Below are 20,254 nucleotides of genomic sequence, written 5' to 3'. Positions count from 1 at the left end.
CTTCGAATTATTGCCCCCTTGCCGGGTTTTTCCAGTTCATCAATTTTAAAAACACGGCAGTTATCTTGAATTCACCCGGCGACGCCGGAAAGCACGGAGAATAAGGTGTCGTTGAATACGCCGCGGTTCAGCCATCTAGTCAGACTGGGATTGACCTATATGGCATCCGGCGGGGCGCTTTTGATGTCCAGCGCCGCCCAGCTTTTGACCTTCGCCCTGCTTGCCCGCCATCTCGGCGTGGAACAATTCGCGCTCTATGCCTCGATCACGGCCGTGACCAATCTCGGCGTACAGATTTGTGGTTTCGGTTCGCAGGAATCGCTGATCCGCCGCGTGGCGCAGGATCGCAGCATGTTTCCCGTGATGCTCGGCCACAGCTATCTCTTGAGCGCCGCTACCGGCATTGTGTTGACCATCATCGGCATGGTCACGATCCCGGTGTTTTTCCCGACGTCGGAAACATTGCTGCATACCCTCATCACCACTTTCGTGATCCTGGTGACGAACCTCATCCTTCTGAAAGTCATTTCGCTTTCGACCCAAAGCTTCATCGCCCATTCCGACTTCGCCTCCGCCAACAAGCTGGAAGTGATGTTCGCCGTTGCCCGCACAATTGCCGCCGTGGTCGCCTGTCTCATCTTCAAGGTGGAGACGGTGGAGGCCTGGGCCCTGTGGAACCTGGCTGCCCATACAATTGCGGCAGTGATTTCGCTGAAGGCGATCGGCAGGCTCGGTCGGCCGGTTTTCCGGATCGTTCGCGATGAAATCCGCATCGGCATCCTGTTTTCCACCCAGTTCCTGTTCAAGGCCGTGCGTGGCAATGCCGATATTCTCGTTCTCGGTGCCGTTGCCAGCGCCGAGGTTCTGGGCAGCTACTCCATTGCCCGGCGAATTCTCGACAGCTCCTACCTCTCCGTCGAGGCTCTCAACCGGCTGATCTATCCGGGATCGGCCTCAGCCGCCCTGCAGGGTATCGGAAAGACCATAGAGCGCGCTTATAATGTGCTGAAGGCAGCGCTTGTCATCGCAGTCGGCAGCGCGCTGGTCATCTTCATCATCGCGCCCTTCCTGCCGCTACTGTTCGGCGACGAATACGTCTCGCTGCCGATCATCACCCGTATCCTTTGCTGGGTCGTGCTGCCGATGGCCGTTGCGGCGACCGCGCTTGAGGCGCTTGGCGCATCCGGACGGCAGGATATCCGCGCCAAGATATGGAACAGCGGCAATCTCATCGGCTCCGTTATCGTCGCCTTCCTCACCTGGTCGTTCAGCATTTCCGGAACGATCGGCAGCTATTTCTTCGTGGAAGCCGCCATCGCCGCCGCCGTTTGGATCGCGCTTTTGCGATTGCGGCACAACGAAAAAGCCTTTGCGCCCGCCAAATAGAACGTCATCCGGGCGCCGATCCGAGTGAAACCGGATTTCTCTAATAAAGCCCGTAGGGGAAATAACGCCGGTAGATTTCTTCCAGCCGGCCATTGCGCGAAAGTGCGGCAAGCGCCTGATCAAAGGCCGGTACAAGCACATCGTCCGGATCAACTGCCATGATGGAAAGGCCTTCGCCAAGAAATCTGTCGGATAAATAAGGTCCGCCGAAAAGCGCACAGCAAGCACCGGACGTGCTTCCCGAAACCCAGAAAGGCAGGCGCAGCCCATCCGCAAAAACCGCGTCCACCTTGCCCGTCTTCAACGCCTCATACATGGGTTCGTAACCGTTAAAGCCTTCGGCCGAGGCTTTGGGAAAAAATGCCTTGAGCATCTGTTCGTGCCGCGAGCCCGTGACCACACCCACCTTCTTTCCCGACAGGGCGTCTGCGCCGGAGCCAGTGAATTTCGCCGCCTTGTTGACGGCAACACGGGCGGGCAACAGCAGATAGGGTCGCGAGAAGGTGAAACTCTTGCGCAGATCGGCGGTGGTGGCAATGCCGGAAATCACCGCTTCGCCCTCTCCCATTTCCAGCGCTGCCTCCAGCTCGTCAAACGGCAGTGCCTGCACCTGGCATTTGCTCTCAACCTTCAGCTGGGCGCAGATTTCGCGCACCAGATCGACATGAAAACCGGCAAGCCGGCCTTCCTGATCGGTAAAATTGAAGGGTGGGGAAATCGACCGACATCAAAAACCTGATCCGGGGCACGGAGGACAGATCGCCACCCGGAAACCGCTCTTGCGCATCAAACAGCACCGGCATGCGGTTTCTGTCCGAGAGACCTTCCGCGTGAAGTTCTCCCAAATTACCACCGAATTGTAAAGCGATAGCTAAAGTAAAACCAATAACTATATTTCGCGTTACATTCATCATTCTCATCTATACTGTCCGTAGCAAGAAGCAGGGCGTTACCATGGCGGCGGCGGCGATGCATGGATTATTTTAGGCACTATACACGAGAATCGTTCCGCACGACGTCAGCGGGGCGAAAAATTGCGTTTTCGCTCATCGGCGACAATCCGCTTTGGACAGCGCCCGAACCGGACGAGCACGGACCAACACGCTTTCTCTCTTCGCTGGGGTTCGGCAAGCCTTACATCGCTGCATTCGAAGAGCAGGCCCTCAAAAACGGCTCAACCGTGGAAGACGAATTGCTGGCGAGCGGCCTGGTCGATGCGGATGCGTATTACGGTGCTTTTGCCAGATTGTTGCGATTGCCGTTTCGACCGGAAATCGATCCGGGTCGTGTGGCAGACATCAATCACCTGGACGCGCAACTAGCCGAACCACGGCTCCTGCGGTTGACACCGCTGAATGGTAAGCCAGTGCTGCTGATCGTGCCGGAACTGGCAAGAATGGAATTGCTGAAAGGCATCCTCGATCAGCGTCCGTATCTTCTCGAAGAACTTGCCGTGACCACGCCACAGGCCATGCGCAGCGCAATCTGGAAGGCCGGCGAAGCACGCCGCTGCCGAGACACGCGACATCAGCTTTTCAACGCGGCGCCGCAGCATTCCGCAAGGATCACGCTGCATGGCGAGCAGGGTTTTGTCAGCGGCATTTTCGTTACCCTGCTCGTTCTGTCGCTACTGTTTTATACGCAGGCGGCCCTGGCCTATATTCACGTCACCCTCACGATGCTTTATCTCTCCACCTTGCTTTTCAGGTTGTTTGCACTTGTCCATACGCCAAAAGGAAACGATGCGAAAACCGTCATACCACTCCAGCAGGACGGGGAGCTGCCGGTCTACACTATTCTTGTGGCGCTTTATCGCGAAGAGGCGGTCGTTGAGCAGCTCATTCATGCGCTGGAGCGGCTGGACTGGCCCAAATCCCGGCTCGATATCAAGCTCGTCTGCGAGGCAGACGACGTAGCGACGATCGAGGCCATCCAGCGGATAAATCCCGGTCCGCATATCGAGATCGTCAAGGTGCCGCCATCCATGCCACGCACGAAGCCCAAGGCCCTGACCTATGCGCTTTCCGGCGCGCGTGGCACTTTCGTTGCCGTTTACGACGCCGAGGACCGGCCGCATCCGCTGCAATTGCGCGAGGCCTATGCCGCCTTCCGCGACCAGCCGGACGAGGTGGCCTGTGTGCAGGCGCCGCTTATTATCAGCAATGCCAGTTCCTCCTGGCTCAGCGCCTGTTTCGCACTGGAATATTCCGGCCTTTTCCGCTGCATGTTGCCAGTTCTTGCAGCGTGCAGGTTACCGCTGCCGCTTGGTGGCACCTCCAACCATTTCCGCACCGCCGTGTTACGCCGGGTGGGAGGATGGGACCCCTATAATGTGACGGAAGATGCCGATATGGGCCTCCGGCTGCACAGGCTGGGTTATCGCTGCGGTGTCATCCGGCGACAGACACTGGAGGATGCCCCGACCTCGCTTTCCGTCTGGCTGAACCAGCGCGCGCGTTGGTACAAGGGCTGGCTGCAAAGCTGGCTGGTCATGACCCGCTCGCCCTTCACGACCGCGCGCCGCATGGGATGGATCGCCTATATCGTCTTTCAGCTGCTGATCGGCGGCATGCTTCTGTCGTCGCTGGCCCATCCCTTGCTGTTTGTTTCCTTCGCCTTCATGGCCATGGCAATCCGGGAAAACGGCACGGATATGCTGCTTTCCTGGCAGGGCATTCTGTTTTTCATCGATACGCTGAATATTTTCGGAAGCTACGCCATCTTCGTACTGATGGGCAGAAACAGGATGATAGCTCATGAGAAACAACAGGTCGGACGGCGCTGGTTGGCGATCCCGCTTTATTGGCTGATGCTGTCACTCGCCGCATGGCGCGCCGTGGTGGAATTGAAAACCAAGCCGTTCGTCTGGAACAAGACGCCGCATATGCCGGTCATCAGGAACAAGGCCTGACGACCAGATTTCATAAACGAATTCCGGTTCCGTCAGCGCCGCCACTGCGGATATGGCACAAACCAAAACGCCTTGCCGATCGAGGTTTCTCCATCGGCAAGCTTTATCGCTTCGCAAAAGATCGGCCGAGCAGCTCTACTTGGTAACGAGCTTGTTCTTGATAAGGCCCACAATGATCTGGACAATCAGGCCGCCGACGCCGCCGCCAACAAGCTGGCCGGCAAGAGCGCCTATATCCATGCCGCCGGCGGCAGCAGTTCCCGCCGTCCCGAGCAGCGATCCGAGCACGGTTCCTCCGCCGATGCCGCCAATAGCGCCGGCAATCAGGTTGCCGAGCGCACCGAGATCAGAATCCTTGAGTATTTTTCCGCCGGCCGAACCGCCAACCGCACCACCGACAATTTGGGCCAATATCGAAGTAAGATCCATGTCATCCTCCTCACAGGTTTCCCCGACCATTCGGAGAAACAATGCTTCCCATTCATGTCTGTGCGGGCCGGAGAAAGCGGGCCTTGAGCCTTAGTCTTTCTCGCCGAAAAGTTTCCAGACCACGGCGCCGATTGCGCCTCCGAGGATCGGAGCGAGCCAGAACAGCCAGAGCTGTTGCAGCGCCCATCCACCAACAAACAATGCCTGTCCCGTCGAGCGGGCCGGATTGACGGATGTATTGGTGACCGGAATGGAGATCAGATGAATAAGTGTGAGAGCAAGGCCGATTGCGATCGGCGCAAAACCAATGGGAACCCTGCCATGCGTCGATCCCAGAATGACGATCAGGAAAAATGCCGTCAAAATGACTTCGATCAGCAGCGCCGACACGAGCGAATATCCACCCGGTGAATGTTCCCCGTAACCATTTGCGGCAAAACCGCCAATATCGGCACCGGCTTTGCCGGTAAGGATGACATAAAGCGCCCCCGCCGCGACAATCGCCCCTAAAACCTGCGCCACTATGTAAGGAACGAGGTTCGATGCCGGAAATTTGCCAGCAACGGACAGACCGACGGAAACGGCCGGATTAAAATGACCGCCCGAAATGCCGCCGACCGCATAGGCCATGGTCAAAACCGTGAGACCGAAAGCGAAAGCGACACCGAGAAAGCCAATGCCGAGTTCAGGAAAAGCAGCGGCAAAAACAGCACTGCCGCAACCTCCGAACACGAGCCAGAAAGTGCCAAGAAATTCCGAAAGAAGCTTGCGACTCATAACACTCCCCCAATAATGTTACGACCGCATCAACTATTACGTGCAATTTAATTGTAGTCAAGCTAAATCGCATAGTCGCACGTTTGCCGCAGCGATGGCGGTGACATGCGCGCTTTTGACCGGCCAGGAAGTTGTTTGGATTGCCTTGAAAATATGGAGCGGGTGAAGGGAATCGAACCCTCGTATTCAGCTTGGGAAGCTGCTGCTCTACCATTGAGCTACACCCGCGCCGCGCACAAGACATCGGACAGTTCTTATCGGGTGTCAAGCACCCGACAGGATCATTACTCGGTGCGGAAATGCTTGGAGAGCTTCAGGCCCTGTGCCTGATAGTTGGAGCCAAGGCCGCTGCCGTAGAGGCCATCAGGTTTTTGCAACATGTGCTCGTAAACAAGCCGGCCGACGATCTGGCCGTGTTCGAGGATGAAGGGCACCTCGTGGCTGCGCACCTCGAGAACGGCGCGGCTGCCCGTGCCGCCCGCCTGCGCATGGCCGAAGCCTGGATCGAAGAAGCCCGCATAATGCACGCGGAACTCGCCCACCAAGGGATCAAAGGGCGTCATTTCGGCCGCATAAAGTGGCGGTACATGCACGGCTTCACGCGAAACGAGAATATAGAACTCATCCGGATCGAGGATCAGTTCGGCACGGCCGCGGGCGTATAGAGGTTCCCAGAAATCGAGAACATCGTGCTGAGCCTTCTTGTCGACATCTACCACCGCCGTGTGATGCTTGCCGCGATAACCGATCAGCCCTTTTTCGCCAAAACCCTTAAGGTCGATGGAAAGCGCGATGCCGCCGCCGGTCACATTAGGGGTTTCGCTGGCGACCAGCATCTCCGTCTCGTGCAATTTCAGAAGCTCGGCTTCGTTGAGCAACGAGTGGCCGATGCGGAAACGGATTTGCGAGAGGCGCGAGCCACGGCGCACGACGACCGGGAAGGTGCGCGGGCTGATTTCCAGATAGAGCGGGCCGGCATAGCCCGCAGGTATCTTGTCGAATTCCTGCGCATTGTCGGTCATGACGCGGGTGAAGATATCAAGACGCCCCGTCGAGCTTTTCGGATTGGCCGAAGCCGACATATCCGCCGGCAGCTCCAGGCTCTCCATCAAGGGCACGATGTAGACGCAACCGGTTTCCAGCACCGCCCCCTCGCTCAGATCGACCTCGTGCAGGCTGAAGCGGTTGAGCTTGTCGATGACTCGGGTTCCGGGGCCGGGCATGAAACTGGCGCGCACGCGATAGGCTTTGGAGCCCAGTCGCAGATCGAGGCTGGCGGGTTGCACCTGATCGACATCGAGATCAGCCTCGCTTTTCAGCTTGCCGCCCGCAAACAGCGCCCTGATCGCGCCATCCGCCAAAATGCCCGTGGTTCTGGTCATGATCATCATTCCTTTTTACGGCGACAAAACCAAAAGGAAAGCATTGACGCAAGCCGGTAACGGCAGTATGGCAAGCTTATCCCGTGGTGATTTGGCCGGTCGGCTTGCAGCCACGTTAAACAAGTGGCTAAAAAGACCGGGTGCTAGGAACCGGTCTGCTTTTGCGACCGGTTTTTTTGTTTTGAGGTGATCACATGAGCAATAAATGGCGCCCGGCAACCCAGCTCGTTCACGGTGGTACGCTACGCTCACCCTATGGTGAAACGTCGGAAGCGATCTATCTGACCCAGGGTTTCGTTTACGAAAACTCCGAAGCCGCCGAAGCGCGCTTCAAGGGCGAAACGGATGGCTTCATCTATGCCCGCTATGCAAGCCCGACCAATGACATGTTCGAAAAGCGCATGTGCCTGCTGGAAGGTGCGGAAGACGCCCGTGCGCTTGCCTCCGGCATGGCCGCCGTGACAGCCGCCATCATGTGCCAGCTGCGTGCCGGCGATCACATCGTTGCTGCCCGCGCGCTTTTTGGCTCCTGCCGTTGGGTGGTAGAAACGCTTGCACCCAAATACGGCATCGAGTGCACGCTGATCGACGGACGCGATCTCAACAATTGGGAAAAGGCGATCCAGCCGAACACCAAGCTGTTTTTCCTCGAAAGCCCGACCAACCCAACGCTCGAAGTGGTGGATATTGCCGGCGTGGCGAAGCTCGCCAACCAGATCGGCGCGAAAGTGGTTGTCGACAATGTTTTCGCCACACCGCTTTTCCAGAAGCCACTCGAACTCGGCGCCCATATCGTCGTTTATTCGGCGACGAAGCATATTGACGGTCAGGGCCGTTGCCTTGGCGGCGTGATCCTTTCCGACAAGAAGTGGATTGAGGAAGAGCTGCAGGACTATTTCCGCCACACCGGCCCAGCCATGTCGCCGTTCAATGCCTGGACGCTGCTGAAGGGCATCGAAACCCTGCCGCTGCGTGTCAAGCAACAGACGGCCAATGCCTCGAAGATCGCCGATTTCCTCGCCGACAGCGGCAAGGTTGCCAAAGTGATCTATCCTGGTCGCGCCGACCATCCGCAGGCAGACATCATCGCGCGGCAGATGTCGGGCGGCTCGACGCTCGTGGCTTTCGAACTGAAGGGCGGCAAGGAAGCGGCATTCGCACTGCAGAACGCGCTTGATATCGTGAAGATTTCCAACAATCTCGGCGATGCCAAGAGCCTCATTACCCACCCTGGCACCACGACGCACAAGAACCTGACCGACGAGGCGCGTGCCGAACTGGGTATTTCCGGCGGGACCTTGCGTCTTTCCTGCGGTATCGAAGATACGGACGATCTGCTGGAAGATCTGGCGAAGGGTCTTGCGGCCGTTTCAGTTTAAGGATTCAATCGACATACCGCCATGGCCCGACTTCGCCGTCGGGCCATGGCACGCATCCCGCCTGGGTGAGAGCCCGCGTCGGGCAACCAATATTTACCTTTACCGTTATCCCTAACGGTGAAAAAACGGCGCAACAGAAGATGCACGTGGTCGTCAAGTCATTCATTTTCTTGACGATAGCCAGAACCTGTAGTGTAGGATGATGGCAGCAGGGAAAATATCGAGGTGTGGCGCGTATGTATCGTGCTCTGACAAGGGATATCGAGGTAACGGTCGATCCGTATTATCTCGAGGAGCAGTCCGACCCGGATGACGATCGTTATGTCTGGGGCTATAAAGTCGTGATCTCGAACAATTCCGATGTTCCGATAACACTCGTCAACCGCTATTGGCACATCACCGACCAGAACGGACAGGTGGATGAGGTCTACGGGCCGGGTGTCGTCGGCGAAAAACCGCATCTGAACCCCGGCGACAGTTACGAATATTCATCCGGCTGCCCGCTGGATACGCCGTCAGGCCTTATGTTTGGCCACTATGAAATGGAAACGGACAAAGGCGAGGTGTTCAACGTCACCATCCCCGCCTTTTCACTGGATTCACCCGGCCTGTTGCGGGTGCTGAACTGACAAAAAAGCCGCGCCATTCACAAGCGCGGCTCTCCTCGTCAGACGTTTTCAAACTCGCTGACATCGTAGCGATAGGTCGTGGAGCAGAACTCGCACGTCACGGCAATCGCACCGTCTTCCTCACTCGCCTTGATCTCTTCAGCGGTGAAACCGGACAGCACACCCTTGATCTTGTCCCGTGAACAGCTGCAACGGTCGAAAATGACCTGCGGATCGTAGATGCGCACGCCGCTCTCGTGGAAAAGCCTGTAAAGCAGACGCTCCACTGGCACCTGCGGATCGGTCAGCTCGTCGGTATCCACCGTATTCAGCAGCGACACTGCCTCTGTCCAGGCATCGTCCTCCGCCACTTCATAATCGCCCTCGTCGCCGTCACCGCCATGGAGATCGCGCATGCGCAAACGCTCGGGCGCCTGCGGCAGGAACTGGGCAATCACGCCGCCTGCACGCCAGCTATGGCGCGGCTTGCCTTCGCCGTCACGGTCGAAGAACTGGGCAACGCCGAGGCGCACGCGGGTGGGAAGCTGTTCCGACTGACGGAAATAAACCCCGGCGATTTCTTCCAGCGAAGAACCGTCCAGCGGCACGATGCCCTGATAAGGCTGCATGCCGACGCCCTGATCGATGGTGAAGGCCAGAATGCCGGTTCCGAGCAGTTGTTCGGGCGAGGTTTGCCCCGCAGCAACAGCTTCCGCCAGCCGCTCCTCATCGAAACGGGCATAAGCGCGCATGCTCTCGGGCGCGGTGAAATCCGCCACCAGAAGGTCAACCGGGCCGTCGCCCTTGGTCTGCACAGTCAGCTTGCCGGAAAATTTCAGGGATGTGCCGATCAGCGCCGTCAGAACCGTTGCTTCCGCCAGCAGGCGGGCGACAATCTCGGGATATTCGTGACGTTCGAGGATGGCATTCAACAGCGGCCCGACCTGTACGGCGCGACCGCGCACGTCCAGACCTTCGACCTGAAAGGGCACAACCTTGTCGTCGCCAGCTAAATCGAGATTGTCCAGTTCAACCGTTACATCTGCCATGTCATAACTCCCTGGCGCAGCCGTTGCGCCGCTACCGTCCAAAAGTCCGGCTTTTAAAATGTACTTTTTCAGCTTGTCGCACAGAGATCCGGGAAGCGAAACCGCCTCCGGGGAAAATCGTGCAAATCGTGAGGTGGCCCGCCAGCGAAAAGCCGACGAGCGTCTTCGAAGCCCCACAGATGGGAATGTGCATCGCCGAGTTCAAGCACCCGGCCGATAGCGGTCAGATGACGCCCATGCACCATGCGATAATGGACTTCTGCGCATGGAGCCGGTTTTCCGCCTCGTCGAAGACCACCGATTGCGGCCCGTCGATCACTGCATCCGTTACTTCCTCGCCGCGATGCGCCGGCAGGCAGTGCATGAACAGCGCTTCCTTGTTGGCCTTCGCCATCAGCGCTTCATTGACCTGATAAGGCTGGAAGATATTGTGGCCGCGCGCCTTGTGTTCCTGGTTCATGGACACCCAGGTATCGGTGACGACGCAATCAGCGCCCGCCACTGCCTTGTCGGCATCGTGGTACAGCGAGATTTCGCCACCATTGTTGCGTGCCCAGTTCAGGAACTTGTCGTGCGGTTCCGAACCCATCGGTACTGCCATCGCCATGCGGTAACCGAAACGGGCGGAGCCTTCCACGAACGAATGCAGCACATTATTGCCGTCACCCGTCCAGGCAATGGTCTTGCCCTTGACCGGGCCGCGATGTTCCTCGAACGTCAATATATCCGCCATGATCTGGCAGGGATGCGTGTCGTCCGTCAGGCCATTGATAACAGGCACGGTTGCGTGTTCGGCAAGCTCGAGCAGACGCGAGTGATCCGTGGTGCGGATCATGATGGCATCGACATAGCGCGACAGCACCTTGGCCGTATCGCCAATCGTTTCCGCGCGGCCCAGCTGCATTTCCGTGCCCGACAGGAAAAGGGTCTCACCGCCGAGTTGGCGCATGCCGACATCGAAGGAGACGCGGGTGCGTGTGGACGGTTTTTCGAAAATCATTGCCAGCATCTTGCCGGCAAGCGGCTTTTCCGCCGTGCCGGTTTTGGTGGCAATCTTGCGCGTGCGCGCATCATCAAGAATTGTCCGCAGATCCTCCGACCCGACGGCCGAGAGGTCCAGAAAATGTTTTGGTGAACCCATTCTAATCTGTCCCATGCTTGCGAGCCCCTGAAGAGAGGCCCGCTCTTGATTTTTTCAGGCGCTTTTTGCCTGTTTCGCAACCGTCAGGGAGGCGGCAGCCGCGTCGATACGTGCAAGACCCTCACGGGCCTCTTCCGCCGTGGTGACGAGTGGCGGCAGAAGACGGATGACATTGTCGCCCGCAGGCACGCCAAGCAGATGCTCTGCGCGCATGGCCTGCAGCAATTCGCCCGAAGGAATCTTCGCCTTGATGCCCAGAAGCAGACCTTCGCCGCGAATTTCGTCGATCACGTCAGGATAACGATCCTTGAGCGAGGCCAGACCCTGCCGGAAGACCAGCGCGACGTCACGGACCTTCTCGAGAAAACCTTCGGAGAGAACGACGTCAAGCACGGCATTGCCGACTGCCATGGCCAGCGGGTTGCCGCCATAGGTGGTGCCATGTACGCCCGCCGTCATGCCGGAAGCGGCATCTGCCGTGGCAAGGCATGCGCCGAGCGGGAAACCGCCACCGATACCCTTGGCGACCGCCATGATATCGGGCGCAACACCGGTATGTTCATAAGCAAACAGCTTGCCTGTGCGGCCGACACCCGTCTGGACCTCATCGAAAATCAGCAGCAGGCCGTGCTCGTCGCACAATCCGCGCAGGATTTGCAGGAATTCCTTGCTGGGCGAGCGAATGCCGCCCTCGCCTTGGATGGGCTCGATCAGAAGTGCTGCAGTCTCAGCCGTGATGACGGCCTTGAGGGCATCGACATCACCGAACGGAACCTGATCGAAACCTTCGACCTTGGGACCGAAACCTTCGAGGTATTTCTGCTGGCCACCCGCGGCGATCGTCGCCAGTGTACGGCCATGGAAAGCGCCTTCGAAGGACACGATGCGGAACTTCTCCGGATGGCCCTTGGTATAGTGATAACGGCGGGCGGTCTTGATGGCGCATTCCAGGGCTTCCGCGCCTGAGTTTGTGAAGAATACCTTGTCCGCGAAAGTCGCTTCCGTCAGGCGCCTGGCGAGTTTTTCCTGTCCCGGTACTTCATAAAGGTTCGAGACGTGCCAGACCTTCTCGGCCTGCGTCTTGATCGCATCAACGAGGTGAGGATGGGCGTGGCCCAGCGAGTTGACAGCAACACCGGCCGCAAAATCCAGATATCGCTCGCCGCTTTCCGTGAACAGCCATACACCCTCACCGCGCTCGAAGCGCAGGGGGGCTCTTGAAAACGTATCAAACAATGGCGCGCCGGCTTCGGCCATGGCTGTATCACTCCTTGCGCAGATGCGCTGTCAAACTGTTGTCAATAGGCTTGCGGGGTTATCCCTCGCCTGAAAATCAAAATGCCGCCTTGCGGCGGCAGGGGCACTATTGTCACTTCGTTTGCCGATGTCAACAAAAGTCAGCGTTTCCCGGGCTTCTCAAGCACTAGTATGCGGCGGCGGGGCAGCCCCAAGGTGTTGCCTTTCAGACTCAATACGCCAGCAAGTTGGGGAAAACCGGAAAATCGATTCCAGATGATTCCCGCGACTCTTGCCACGGAGTCGGGCTGGCACTAGGTTAATCGCTAATTACTAGACTGCATTGCGGCGGAACTAGTCACCGAAAATCAGGCGGAAACCACGCTTGCGGCATGCGCGCGAGACGGAGAGGGATTCTGCCGAAAATACACGCGACAAGCGGAGAAGCGGCATGAACTGGACAGACGAACGAGTCGAAAAGCTCAAGAAATTGTGGTCCGAGGGCCTTAGCGCCAGCCAGATTGCAGCGCAGCTGGGCGGCGTCAGCCGTAATGCCGTGATCGGCAAGGTCCATCGTCTCAATCTGCCGGGACGCGTCAAGGCTGGCGGTCCAGTGACTTCGGCACGCTCTGCGCCGAAGCGCACCGCTGCCCCTGCCCCGCGCGCGACGACTTTCGCAGGTCGCGTCAACGCGGCACCGGCGCGCATCCTCACCCGTTCGAACGCGGCAACGGCGCTGCACGAAGAGATCGATATCGAGACCGCGCAGGTTCTCGATTACGTTCCTTCCAAGAACGTTGTCACGCCGATTTCCCGTCGCCTGACGCTGACGGAACTGACCGAGCGCACCTGCAAATGGCCGGTTGGCGATCCGCTGAAGGACGACTTCCATTTCTGCGGTTGTGAAGCGCTGGAATCTTCGCCCTATTGCAAGTTCCATGCGAAACTCGCCTACCAGCCGGTGAGCGAGCGCCGCAAGGCTTGAGTGTTGCGGCACGCATTCAGCACTCAAAAATTACGGGCCTTCGGGCCCGTTTTTTTATCACAAAAATAAAGCCGCTTTCTGGGCGGCTTGATGGCAGGCCTCACCCTTTCCCCTTACTATCGGGCGTGACCCTTCAATCCGGATTTCAACGCGCAGCCGATCTCCTGCGGTCAAAACGGACAATGGCATCGAGTTTGGCGGATATTCATATTGAAAAAGCCCGAAACCGTTTCAGATTTCGGGCTTCCTGATTTTTTGGTGCACTACTTCGCCAGCGAAACCACCTGGTTCCGCGTCGCTCAGGCTTCCATAGAATATCCCGCACCACGCACCGTGCGGATGACATCCTGCATGTGCGAGAAATTCAGGGCCTTGCGCAGACGTCCGACATGCACATCGACAGTGCGCTCGTCGACATAGATATCGTGACCCCAGACGCCATCCAGCAATTGCGAGCGGGAAAACACCCGACCCGGCGACGTCATCAGGAATTCCAGCAAGCGGAATTCCGTCGGGCCGAGACGCACTTCGCGGCTTTTGCGGTGAACGCGATGGGTCTCGCGATCCAGTTCGATATCGCCGCATTTGAGCACCGACGACAGAACCTCCGGACGGGCCCGGCGCAACATGGCCTTGACCCGGGCCATGAGTTCCGGCGTCGAGAACGGCTTGACGACATAATCGTCAGCGCCGGTAGCGAGACCGCGAACCCGTTCGCTCTCTTCGCCACGCGCCGTCAGCATGATGATGGGCAGGCGTTCTGTTTCCGGCCGCATTCTCAAGCGCCGGCACAGTTCGATACCGGAGACACCGGGCAACATCCAGTCCAGGATAAGAAGATCCGGAATGCGCTCCTGCAGCCTGATTTCCGCCTCATCGCCACGGGGTATCGTGTCGACGTCGTATCCCTCAGCCTCGAGATTGTAACGAAGCAGGACGCTCAACGCTTCCTCGTCTTCCACAACTGCAATCTTGGGCACCATATGCTGAACTCCGCAAGCTTCTGCTTGTCTGTTACTCGGTCACCGAACCAAGCGTGTTGGAACTGTCGTCCTTCGGACGCTCGCCCTCCGGCTGGCTGCCGGTGGTCATGTAATAGATCGTCTCTGCGATATTCGTCGCATGATCGCCGATACGCTCGATGTTCTTGGCGCAGAACAGAAGATGCGTGCAGGTGGTGATGTTGCGCGGGTCTTCCATCATGTAGGTCAGAAGCTCCCGGAAGAGCGACGTGTACATGGCATCGATTTCCTCGTCGCGTTCACGGATCGCATTGGCCTTTTCGGCGGAACGCGTGGAATAGACGTCGAGGACTTCCTTGAGCTGCACCAGCGCCAGGTCGGACAGATGCTCGATGCCGCGGGCGAGCTTGCGCGGAACGCCGGTGCCGGCGACAGCGATAACGCGCTTGGCCGTGTTCTTGCCAAGATCGCCGACGCGTTCGAGATCGGCGGCGATACGCAGGGTGCCGATGATCTCGCGAAGGTCTGCCGCCATCGGCTGACGCTTGGCGATGGTTACGATCGCCTTGTCGCCAATTTCGCGCTCAGCATGGTCGAGAATGGTATCGTCCGAAATGACCTTCTGCGCGAGCGCAGCATCGGAATTGACGAGTGCGCGCACGGCGTCACCGCACATCTGCTCGGCAAGACCGCCCATTTCGGCGATGCGGCGCGTCAGAAACTTCAGTTCGTCGTCATAGGCAGACAGGATATGCGAATGGGTCGTTGTCTGTGTCATGATCTATTCCTCCGGCTTGGCCTGCATGCGCGTGCCCAACAGCGGGGCACGGCAGAGGCACCAGTCTTGTACGGTTACGATAAAGCACCGGCCGGGGATCAGCCGAAGCGGCCCATGATGTAGTCCTGCGTGCGCTGGTCGTCCGGATTGGTGAACATCTTGTCGGTTTCGTTTTCTTCGACAAGATGACCAAGATGGAACATGGCCGTACGCTGGGAAACGCGCGCCGCCTGCTGCATGGAGTGCGTGACGATGACGATGGTGTAGTTGGTGCGCAGTTCGTGGATCAGTTCCTCGACCTTCGCAGTCGCGATCGGATCCAGCGCCGAGCACGGCTCGTCCATCAGGATCACTTCCGGGCTGACGGCAACCGCGCGTGCGATGCACAGACGCTGCTGCTGGCCACCGGAGAGACCCGTGCCGGATTCCAGCAAACGATCCTTCACCTCGTTCCAGAGACCCGCTTTCTGCAGGCTATGCTCGACGATCTGGTCCATATCCGCCTTGTTGCGGGCGAGACCGTGGATACGTGGGCCGTAGGCGATGTTCTCATAAATCGTCTTCGGAAACGGGTTCGGCTTCTGGAACACCATGCCGACGCGGGCACGCAGTTCCACGACGTCGATCTGCTGATCGTAGATATCGTCGGTATCGAGCGTGATCTTGCCGGTGACCCGGCAACCGTCGATCGTGTCGTTCATGCGGTTCAAGGTGCGCAGGAAAGTGGATTTACCGCAACCGGACGGGCCGATAAGTGCAGTCACCGTGTTTTCGCGGACATTGAGGTTCACGTCGTAAAGCGCGCGCTTTTCGCCGTAATAAACCGAAACATCCTTGCCGATCATCTTGTATGAGACTTCATTCATTTTCTTGTCCAGCGCCTTTTCAACTGCTGCTTCCGACAACATGTTCATTGCTCTAGCTCCCTCTACCAGCGCCGCTCAAAGCGGCGACGCAACAGGATTGCGCCAACATTCATGAGAATGAGGAACAGAAGCAGGATGATGATAGCGCCAGATGTCCGCTCGACAAAGGCACGCTCAGCTTCGTTCGCCCACATGTAAATCTGCACCGGCAGGGCCGTGGACGGATCCATAGGCGTTGTCGGATAGTTCGCGACGAATGCCACCATGCCGATCAGAAGCAGCGGCGCCGTTTCGCCCAGTGCGTGGGCGAGACCGATGATGGTGCCGGTCAGAATGCCAGGCATTGCCAGCGGCAGGACGTGATGGAAAATCGTCTGCATCTTGGACGCGCCAAGACCGAGTGCGGCGGCGCGGATCGACGGCGGCACGGCCTTCAATGCAGCGCGGGTGGCGATGATGATCGTCGGCAGCGTCATCAGCGTCAGGACGAGGCCGCCGACCAGCGAGGCCGAGCGTGGAAAGCCCATGAAGTTGATGAAGACGGAGAGACCGAGCAGACCGTAAACAATGGAGGGAACAGCCGCCAGATTGTTGATGTTGACCTCGATAAGGTCCGTCAAACGGTTCTTGGGGGCAAATTCCTCCAGATAGATGGAGGCCGCAACACCGATCGGCAGCGACAGCACCAGCACGATCAGCATCATGTAGAACGAGCCGATCAGCGCAACTCCAACACCCGCGGCTTCCGGACGGCTCGAAGCGCCGTTGACGAAGATGCCGGTATTGAAATGCTTGCCAAGCTGTCCGCTTTCCACGAGCTGGTTCATCCAGCCGAGCTGCTGGTTCGAGATACGGCGGTTTGCTTCATCCCCCGACATGTCGACCTGGCCCTTGAAGGCGCTGTCGACATCACCTGACGCCAGAAGCGTGACGCTGCGCGTGGTGCCGATGACGGACGGATCGGCGACGACGATATCACGCAGCTGGGTGCGTACGCTGTCGGAGATCATGACGTTGACGGCGCGAAGACCGGCCTTATCCGTCGGCGCGACCCCGAGAACCTTGGCCACCGCATCACGGGCGAGGACGGGGTAGTTGGCCGTCATCAGCTTTGCCGGATTGGTTGCGCGCTCGTTCTTTGGATCGATGATCAGTTCGGAAAACTCGACCGGAACGGTGATCATCGTCTGCTGGAAGGCGGTGTGACCCTTGGATACGACCGACCAGAGCAGCAGAAAGAGGAATATGAGGCCGAACGAGATTGCTGCCAATCCATAGGCGCGGAAGCGGCGTTCAGCTGCATAGCGACGCTTGATGCCGATATCACGGCGCGTGGCCTTGTTCACGGCGGCAGCACCGGCCGCCGGAGAAACGATGTCGGTCATTCATATTGCTCCCGGTATTTGCGCACGATGTAAAGCGCGTAGATATTCAGGCAAAGCGTGATTGCAAAAAGAGTTATGCCCAGCGCGAAGGCCACCAGCGTTTGCGGCGAGGTAAACTCAAGGTCACCCGTCAGCTGGCTGACAATCTTGACCGTCACCGTTGTCATGGGTTCGAAGGGGTTGAGCTGCAGGCGGGCAGCGACGCCAGCTGCAAGAACCACGATCATGGTCTCCCCGATCGCACGCGACGCCGTCATCAGCACGGCGCCGACGATGCCGGGAAGAGCGGCGGGAAGGATGACCTTCTTGATGGTTTCAGAGCGCGTGGCGCCGAGACCGAGAGAGCCATCGCGCAGCGAACGCGGCACGGCGGTGATGATGTCGTCAGACAGCGACGAAACATAAGGGATCAGCATGATGCCCATGACGAAGCCGGCCGTGATGACGCTCTGCGCCTGGATGAAGTTGGCGTAGTTGCCTGTCGCAAGACCGCTGATCTGCGTGGAAATGTCTCGCAGGAAAGGACCAACGGTCGTCAGCGCGAAGAAGCCGTAGACGATTGTCGGGATGCCCGCGAGCACCTCGAGCAGCGGCTTTACAATCGAGCGAAGGCGCGGCGTCGCATATTCCGACATATAGATCGCCGAAAACAGCCCGACCGGAACGGCGACCAGCATGGCGACGAAACCAATATAGAGCGTGCCGGCGAGCAGCGGGATCAGGCCGAACTGGCCGGAAGAGTCGGTCGCACCGGCAGCGGCAAAACGCGGATCCCATACCGTTCCGAAGAAGAACTGGTGCGCCGGAACCATGGTAAAGAACTGGATTGCTTCCGAAAGCATCGAAAGGACGATGCCGATGGTCGTCAGGATGGCGATGGACGACGCGACGACCAGAGCCGCGAGAATGACCCGCTCCACCCTGTTGCGCGCCCGAAAACGCGGCGCGATTGAACGCAGTGCATAAGCGGCACCGGCGAATGCGGCCAGTAGCACGGTGGCGATCATGCCCAGGCGGCTGGTGGAGGTCATCGCATTCAGCGTCTGGGCGGCATCGACCATGAAACGCTGGGGTTCGCCGGCAATTGCCACGCCCTTCGATGCAAGAAGCGATCTTACCGCAGCCGTATCCGCATCAACCTTTGCGGTTTCTTCCGGCGTCAGACGCTGAAGACCGCGGGCGATGGACGTTACCATGCCATAGGTCAGGCTCTGCTGCGCTTCGGATTGGGAGCGCACATCTTCGGGAAATTCGCCACGCACCGCAGAGGTAACGATCAGCGGGCTGATAACAAGCCAGATACAGAGAATGAGCGCTGCGGGCAGCACCGCCCAGACGACAGCGTAGGAGCCGTGATAACCGGCACGGGAATGCATGCTGGAGGGGCGCCCACCAGACAAAGCAACGGCGCGGCGGCTGCCGAGCAGATAACTGCCGATGCCGATCAACACCAGTATCAGCAAAAGGATCGATGTGTTCATTAGAGTTCCCTCGTCGTGCCTCAAGAGCACGGTGCGATATCGGGCAAATCAAAAAGTCATCAAAACGAGACCGCTGGACCATCCAGAGATGCTTGCCGCCTGACTGTAACAAAGTCTGGCAAGCGTCAAGGTTGATACATCCTATCCATCTGTAATCCATCAACAATTATGTGGACGGCGATGGATGGGAACTGTCAACCGGAGACAGCCGCCTTAAGCACAACGGTACCGGAGCGGAGAGAGGGGTGCGGCAGGCCGCACCCCTCCTTGTTTATTACATCGAAGCGCCGGCAGCGAACTTGGAGCGAATTTCTTCGCGTTCTTTTTCCGGAGCGGCAACGAGGCCGTAGTTTGCGAGCGGGGAGTCGGGGCCGATCATTTCGTCAGAAACGAAGAACTCGACATATTCCTTGAGGCCCGGGATAACGCCCAGGTGAGCCTTCTTCACGTAGAAGAACAGCGGGCGCGAAACCGGGTACTTGCCGCTGGCAACGGTTTCCGTGGACGGAACAACGCCGCTGACGGTCGCAACCTTCAGGCGGTCAGCGTTGTTCTCATAAAATGCCAGGCCGAAAACGCCGAGGCCGGTCTTGTTGGCGTCGATGCGGGCAAGCGTCTCGGTGTAGTCGCCGTCGATGTCGACTGCAGCGCCGTCCTTGCGAACTGCAACGCACTTGGCAGCAGCCTGCTTGGCGTCGGTGATCAGCGCCTTGATGGCGTCGGTCGCCTTGGCTTCCTTGCAGCCGTCAGCCATGATCTTCTCTTCGAAGACTTCGCGCGTGCCGTGCTTGGAACCCGGAATGTAAGCGGCGATCGCTACATCAGGCAGTTCCTTGTTGATTTCCGACCACTTCTTGTAAGGGTTGGCAACGAGCTTGCCGTCCTTGACGATTTCAGCGGCGAGCGCGAGGTACAGATCCTTCGGCTCGAGCTTGATGTCCTTGTTGGAAGAGTCCATTGCGAAGACGATGCCGTCGTAGCCGATCTTCACTTCCTGAACGTCGGCAACGCCAGCGGCCTTACAAGCGGCAAGTTCGTCGCTCTTGATCGGGCGCGAAGCGTTTGCAATGTCGATGGTGCCTTCGCCGACGCCGGAGCAGAACGCCTTCAGACCGCCGCCCGTGCCGCCAGACTCAACAACCGGAGCCTTGAAGTTCGGGAAAGTCTCAGCAAAAGTTTCGGCAACGATCTTGGCATAGGGCAGAACCGTGGAGGAACCAGCAACCTGGATCTGGTCGCGAGCAGCGGCGGCGCCAGCGAAGGCGACAGAAGCCACCAGAGCTGCTGCGGAAAATTTAACGAAGTTCATTTGTCTCTCCCGTCGTGGGCTTGTTTGTGGACGCAGCCGATAGCGGCAGACGCTCTTAGCATGCGCTCGGCGGTCTCTTCTTAACCACCGTAACCACTTCCTTTTATGTCACTTCGGTGAAAGATTTGTGACAGCCTAAATTATTGATTTTATTTATAAAATTTTTCGAAGCTAAAGACTGTAACGTACT

General features: G+C 58.3%; 17 protein-coding genes, 1 tRNA gene, 1 pseudogene and 1 riboswitch. Of the genes and pseudogenes, 5 read left to right on the top strand and 14 right to left on the bottom strand.

Annotation, left to right across the window (positions count from 1 at the left end; translation table 11 throughout):
• The first annotated feature begins 159 nt into the window (after positions 1 to 159).
• Complete coding sequence (gene uppX, locus QE432_RS15285; protein ID WP_236772146.1) at positions 160 to 1,386, top strand: Wzx-type polysaccharide biosynthesis protein UppX; 1,227 nt, start codon at positions 160 to 162, stop codon at positions 1,384 to 1,386.
• Between the two features lie 40 nt (positions 1,387 to 1,426).
• Here uppX and QE432_RS15280 read toward each other — a convergent pair.
• Positions 1,427 to 2,189, bottom strand: a pseudogene (locus QE432_RS15280) (transporter substrate-binding domain-containing protein).
• A gap of 170 nt (positions 2,190 to 2,359) precedes the next feature.
• Here QE432_RS15280 and QE432_RS15275 point away from each other — a divergent pair.
• Positions 2,360 to 4,297, top strand: a complete 1,938-nt coding sequence (locus QE432_RS15275) for a glycosyltransferase family 2 protein (RefSeq protein ID WP_306624839.1) — start codon at positions 2,360 to 2,362, stop codon at positions 4,295 to 4,297.
• Between the two features lie 135 nt (positions 4,298 to 4,432).
• On the opposite strand, the gene QE432_RS15270 is transcribed toward QE432_RS15275, so the two are convergent.
• From QE432_RS15270 to QE432_RS15255, 4 genes are all read right to left on the bottom strand, one after another.
• Positions 4,433 to 4,726 carry a hypothetical protein gene (locus QE432_RS15270; RefSeq protein WP_019564341.1) on the bottom strand — a complete coding sequence of 98 codons (294 nt, stop codon included), beginning with the start codon at positions 4,724 to 4,726 and terminating at the stop codon, positions 4,433 to 4,435.
• A 90-nt stretch (positions 4,727 to 4,816) separates the two neighbouring features.
• Positions 4,817 to 5,503 carry an aquaporin Z gene (gene aqpZ, locus QE432_RS15265; protein ID WP_065703780.1) on the bottom strand — a complete coding sequence of 229 codons (687 nt, stop codon included), beginning with the start codon at positions 5,501 to 5,503 and terminating at the stop codon, positions 4,817 to 4,819.
• Positions 5,504 to 5,657: 154 nt separating this feature from the next.
• Positions 5,658 to 5,731: transfer RNA gene (locus QE432_RS15260), tRNA-Gly, on the bottom strand.
• Positions 5,732 to 5,787: 56 nt separating this feature from the next.
• Positions 5,788 to 6,885 (bottom strand): 2'-deoxycytidine 5'-triphosphate deaminase, encoded by a 1,098-nt coding sequence (locus tag QE432_RS15255; protein WP_111804437.1) that lies wholly within the window; start codon positions 6,883 to 6,885, stop codon positions 5,788 to 5,790.
• 73 nt (positions 6,886 to 6,958) lie between these two features.
• Positions 6,959 to 7,037, top strand: a riboswitch (SAM riboswitch).
• Between the two features lie 42 nt (positions 7,038 to 7,079).
• Here QE432_RS15255 and QE432_RS15250 point away from each other — a divergent pair.
• Together QE432_RS15250 and apaG are read left to right on the top strand one after the other, a co-directional pair.
• Positions 7,080 to 8,264, top strand: coding sequence for an O-succinylhomoserine sulfhydrylase (locus QE432_RS15250; RefSeq protein ID WP_003514934.1), 1,185 nt, complete (start codon positions 7,080 to 7,082; stop codon positions 8,262 to 8,264).
• Between the two features lie 236 nt (positions 8,265 to 8,500).
• Positions 8,501 to 8,893 carry a Co2+/Mg2+ efflux protein ApaG gene (gene apaG, locus QE432_RS15245; protein WP_003514932.1) on the top strand — a complete coding sequence of 131 codons (393 nt, stop codon included), beginning with the start codon at positions 8,501 to 8,503 and terminating at the stop codon, positions 8,891 to 8,893.
• A 38-nt stretch (positions 8,894 to 8,931) separates the two neighbouring features.
• Here apaG and QE432_RS15240 read toward each other — a convergent pair whose 3' ends face one another.
• The 3 genes from QE432_RS15240 to QE432_RS15230 all read right to left on the bottom strand — a co-directional run bounded on the left by QE432_RS15240 (position 8,932) and on the right by QE432_RS15230 (position 12,319).
• Complete coding sequence (locus QE432_RS15240; RefSeq protein ID WP_003514930.1) at positions 8,932 to 9,921, bottom strand: Hsp33 family molecular chaperone; 990 nt, start codon at positions 9,919 to 9,921, stop codon at positions 8,932 to 8,934.
• Between the two features lie 223 nt (positions 9,922 to 10,144).
• A complete protein-coding gene (gene argF, locus QE432_RS15235; RefSeq protein ID WP_003514928.1) occupies positions 10,145 to 11,062 on the bottom strand; it encodes an ornithine carbamoyltransferase in 918 nt (305 codons plus the stop codon).
• 54 nt (positions 11,063 to 11,116) lie between these two features.
• Complete coding sequence (locus QE432_RS15230; protein ID WP_003514925.1) at positions 11,117 to 12,319, bottom strand: aspartate aminotransferase family protein; 1,203 nt, start codon at positions 12,317 to 12,319, stop codon at positions 11,117 to 11,119.
• A gap of 430 nt (positions 12,320 to 12,749) precedes the next feature.
• Here QE432_RS15230 and QE432_RS15225 point away from each other — a divergent pair, with 430 nt between their 5' ends.
• Positions 12,750 to 13,283: a GcrA family cell cycle regulator gene (locus tag QE432_RS15225; RefSeq protein WP_003514924.1), complete on the top strand. Its 534-nt coding sequence runs from the start codon at positions 12,750 to 12,752 to the stop codon at positions 13,281 to 13,283.
• 299 nt (positions 13,284 to 13,582) lie between these two features.
• Here the strand turns inward: QE432_RS15225 and phoB are convergent, their stop codons facing one another.
• The 6 genes from phoB to QE432_RS15195 all read right to left on the bottom strand — a co-directional run bounded on the left by phoB (position 13,583) and on the right by QE432_RS15195 (position 20,064).
• Positions 13,583 to 14,266 carry a phosphate regulon transcriptional regulator PhoB gene (gene phoB / locus QE432_RS15220; protein WP_003493692.1) on the bottom strand — a complete coding sequence of 228 codons (684 nt, stop codon included), beginning with the start codon at positions 14,264 to 14,266 and terminating at the stop codon, positions 13,583 to 13,585.
• Between the two features lie 31 nt (positions 14,267 to 14,297).
• Positions 14,298 to 15,023 (bottom strand): phosphate signaling complex protein PhoU, encoded by a 726-nt coding sequence (gene phoU / locus QE432_RS15215; protein WP_003514921.1) that lies wholly within the window; start codon positions 15,021 to 15,023, stop codon positions 14,298 to 14,300.
• A gap of 98 nt (positions 15,024 to 15,121) precedes the next feature.
• Complete coding sequence (pstB, locus tag QE432_RS15210; RefSeq protein WP_003514913.1) at positions 15,122 to 15,937, bottom strand: phosphate ABC transporter ATP-binding protein PstB; 816 nt, start codon at positions 15,935 to 15,937, stop codon at positions 15,122 to 15,124.
• Between the two features lie 14 nt (positions 15,938 to 15,951).
• On the bottom strand, positions 15,952 to 17,274 hold the full coding sequence (pstA, locus tag QE432_RS15205; protein WP_003514911.1) for a phosphate ABC transporter permease PstA: 1,323 nt from the start codon (positions 17,272 to 17,274) through the stop codon (positions 15,952 to 15,954).
• The gene (gene pstC, locus QE432_RS15200; protein WP_003514909.1) at positions 17,271 to 18,755 is read right to left on the bottom strand and encodes a phosphate ABC transporter permease subunit PstC; all 1,485 of its coding nucleotides are present in this window, start codon (positions 18,753 to 18,755) and stop codon (positions 17,271 to 17,273) included. The genes pstA and pstC overlap by 4 nt, the downstream gene beginning before the upstream one ends.
• 274 nt (positions 18,756 to 19,029) lie before the next feature.
• The gene (locus tag QE432_RS15195) at positions 19,030 to 20,064 is read right to left on the bottom strand and encodes a substrate-binding domain-containing protein (RefSeq protein ID WP_003514907.1); all 1,035 of its coding nucleotides are present in this window, start codon (positions 20,062 to 20,064) and stop codon (positions 19,030 to 19,032) included.
• Between the last annotated feature and the right edge of the window lie 190 nt (positions 20,065 to 20,254).

It is taken from the genome of Agrobacterium sp. SORGH_AS_0745, from assembly GCF_030818995.1.
Classification (GTDB): domain Bacteria; phylum Pseudomonadota; class Alphaproteobacteria; order Rhizobiales; family Rhizobiaceae; genus Agrobacterium; species Agrobacterium tumefaciens.
Note: the sequence above shows the minus strand (reverse complement) of the source record. Positions and strands in the feature narration are given on the sequence as shown.

Coding starts and splice junctions, on each gene's coding strand:
- QE432_RS15270 (WP_019564341.1), bottom strand. CDS start 4,726: ATGGATCTTACTTCGATATTGGCCCAAATTGTCGGTGGTGCGGTTGGC.
- aqpZ (WP_065703780.1), bottom strand. CDS start 5,503: ATGAGTCGCAAGCTTCTTTCGGAATTTCTTGGCACTTTCTGGCTCGTG.
- QE432_RS15255 (WP_111804437.1), bottom strand. CDS start 6,885: ATGACCAGAACCACGGGCATTTTGGCGGATGGCGCGATCAGGGCGCTG.
- QE432_RS15195 (WP_003514907.1), bottom strand. CDS start 20,064: ATGAACTTCGTTAAATTTTCCGCAGCAGCTCTGGTGGCTTCTGTCGCC.
- uppX (WP_236772146.1), top strand. CDS start 160: ATGGCATCCGGCGGGGCGCTTTTGATGTCCAGCGCCGCCCAGCTTTTG.
- QE432_RS15240 (WP_003514930.1), bottom strand. CDS start 9,921: ATGGCAGATGTAACGGTTGAACTGGACAATCTCGATTTAGCTGGCGAC.
- QE432_RS15275 (WP_306624839.1), top strand. CDS start 2,360: ATGGATTATTTTAGGCACTATACACGAGAATCGTTCCGCACGACGTCA.
- phoB (WP_003493692.1), bottom strand. CDS start 14,266: ATGGTGCCCAAGATTGCAGTTGTGGAAGACGAGGAAGCGTTGAGCGTC.
- QE432_RS15225 (WP_003514924.1), top strand. CDS start 12,750: ATGAACTGGACAGACGAACGAGTCGAAAAGCTCAAGAAATTGTGGTCC.
- QE432_RS15230 (WP_003514925.1), bottom strand. CDS start 12,319: ATGGCCGAAGCCGGCGCGCCATTGTTTGATACGTTTTCAAGAGCCCCC.
- pstB (WP_003514913.1), bottom strand. CDS start 15,937: ATGAACATGTTGTCGGAAGCAGCAGTTGAAAAGGCGCTGGACAAGAAA.
- argF (WP_003514928.1), bottom strand. CDS start 11,062: ATGGGTTCACCAAAACATTTTCTGGACCTCTCGGCCGTCGGGTCGGAG.
- phoU (WP_003514921.1), bottom strand. CDS start 15,023: ATGACACAGACAACGACCCATTCGCATATCCTGTCTGCCTATGACGAC.
- apaG (WP_003514932.1), top strand. CDS start 8,501: ATGTATCGTGCTCTGACAAGGGATATCGAGGTAACGGTCGATCCGTAT.
- pstC (WP_003514909.1), bottom strand. CDS start 18,755: ATGAACACATCGATCCTTTTGCTGATACTGGTGTTGATCGGCATCGGC.
- QE432_RS15250 (WP_003514934.1), top strand. CDS start 7,080: ATGAGCAATAAATGGCGCCCGGCAACCCAGCTCGTTCACGGTGGTACG.
- pstA (WP_003514911.1), bottom strand. CDS start 17,274: ATGACCGACATCGTTTCTCCGGCGGCCGGTGCTGCCGCCGTGAACAAG.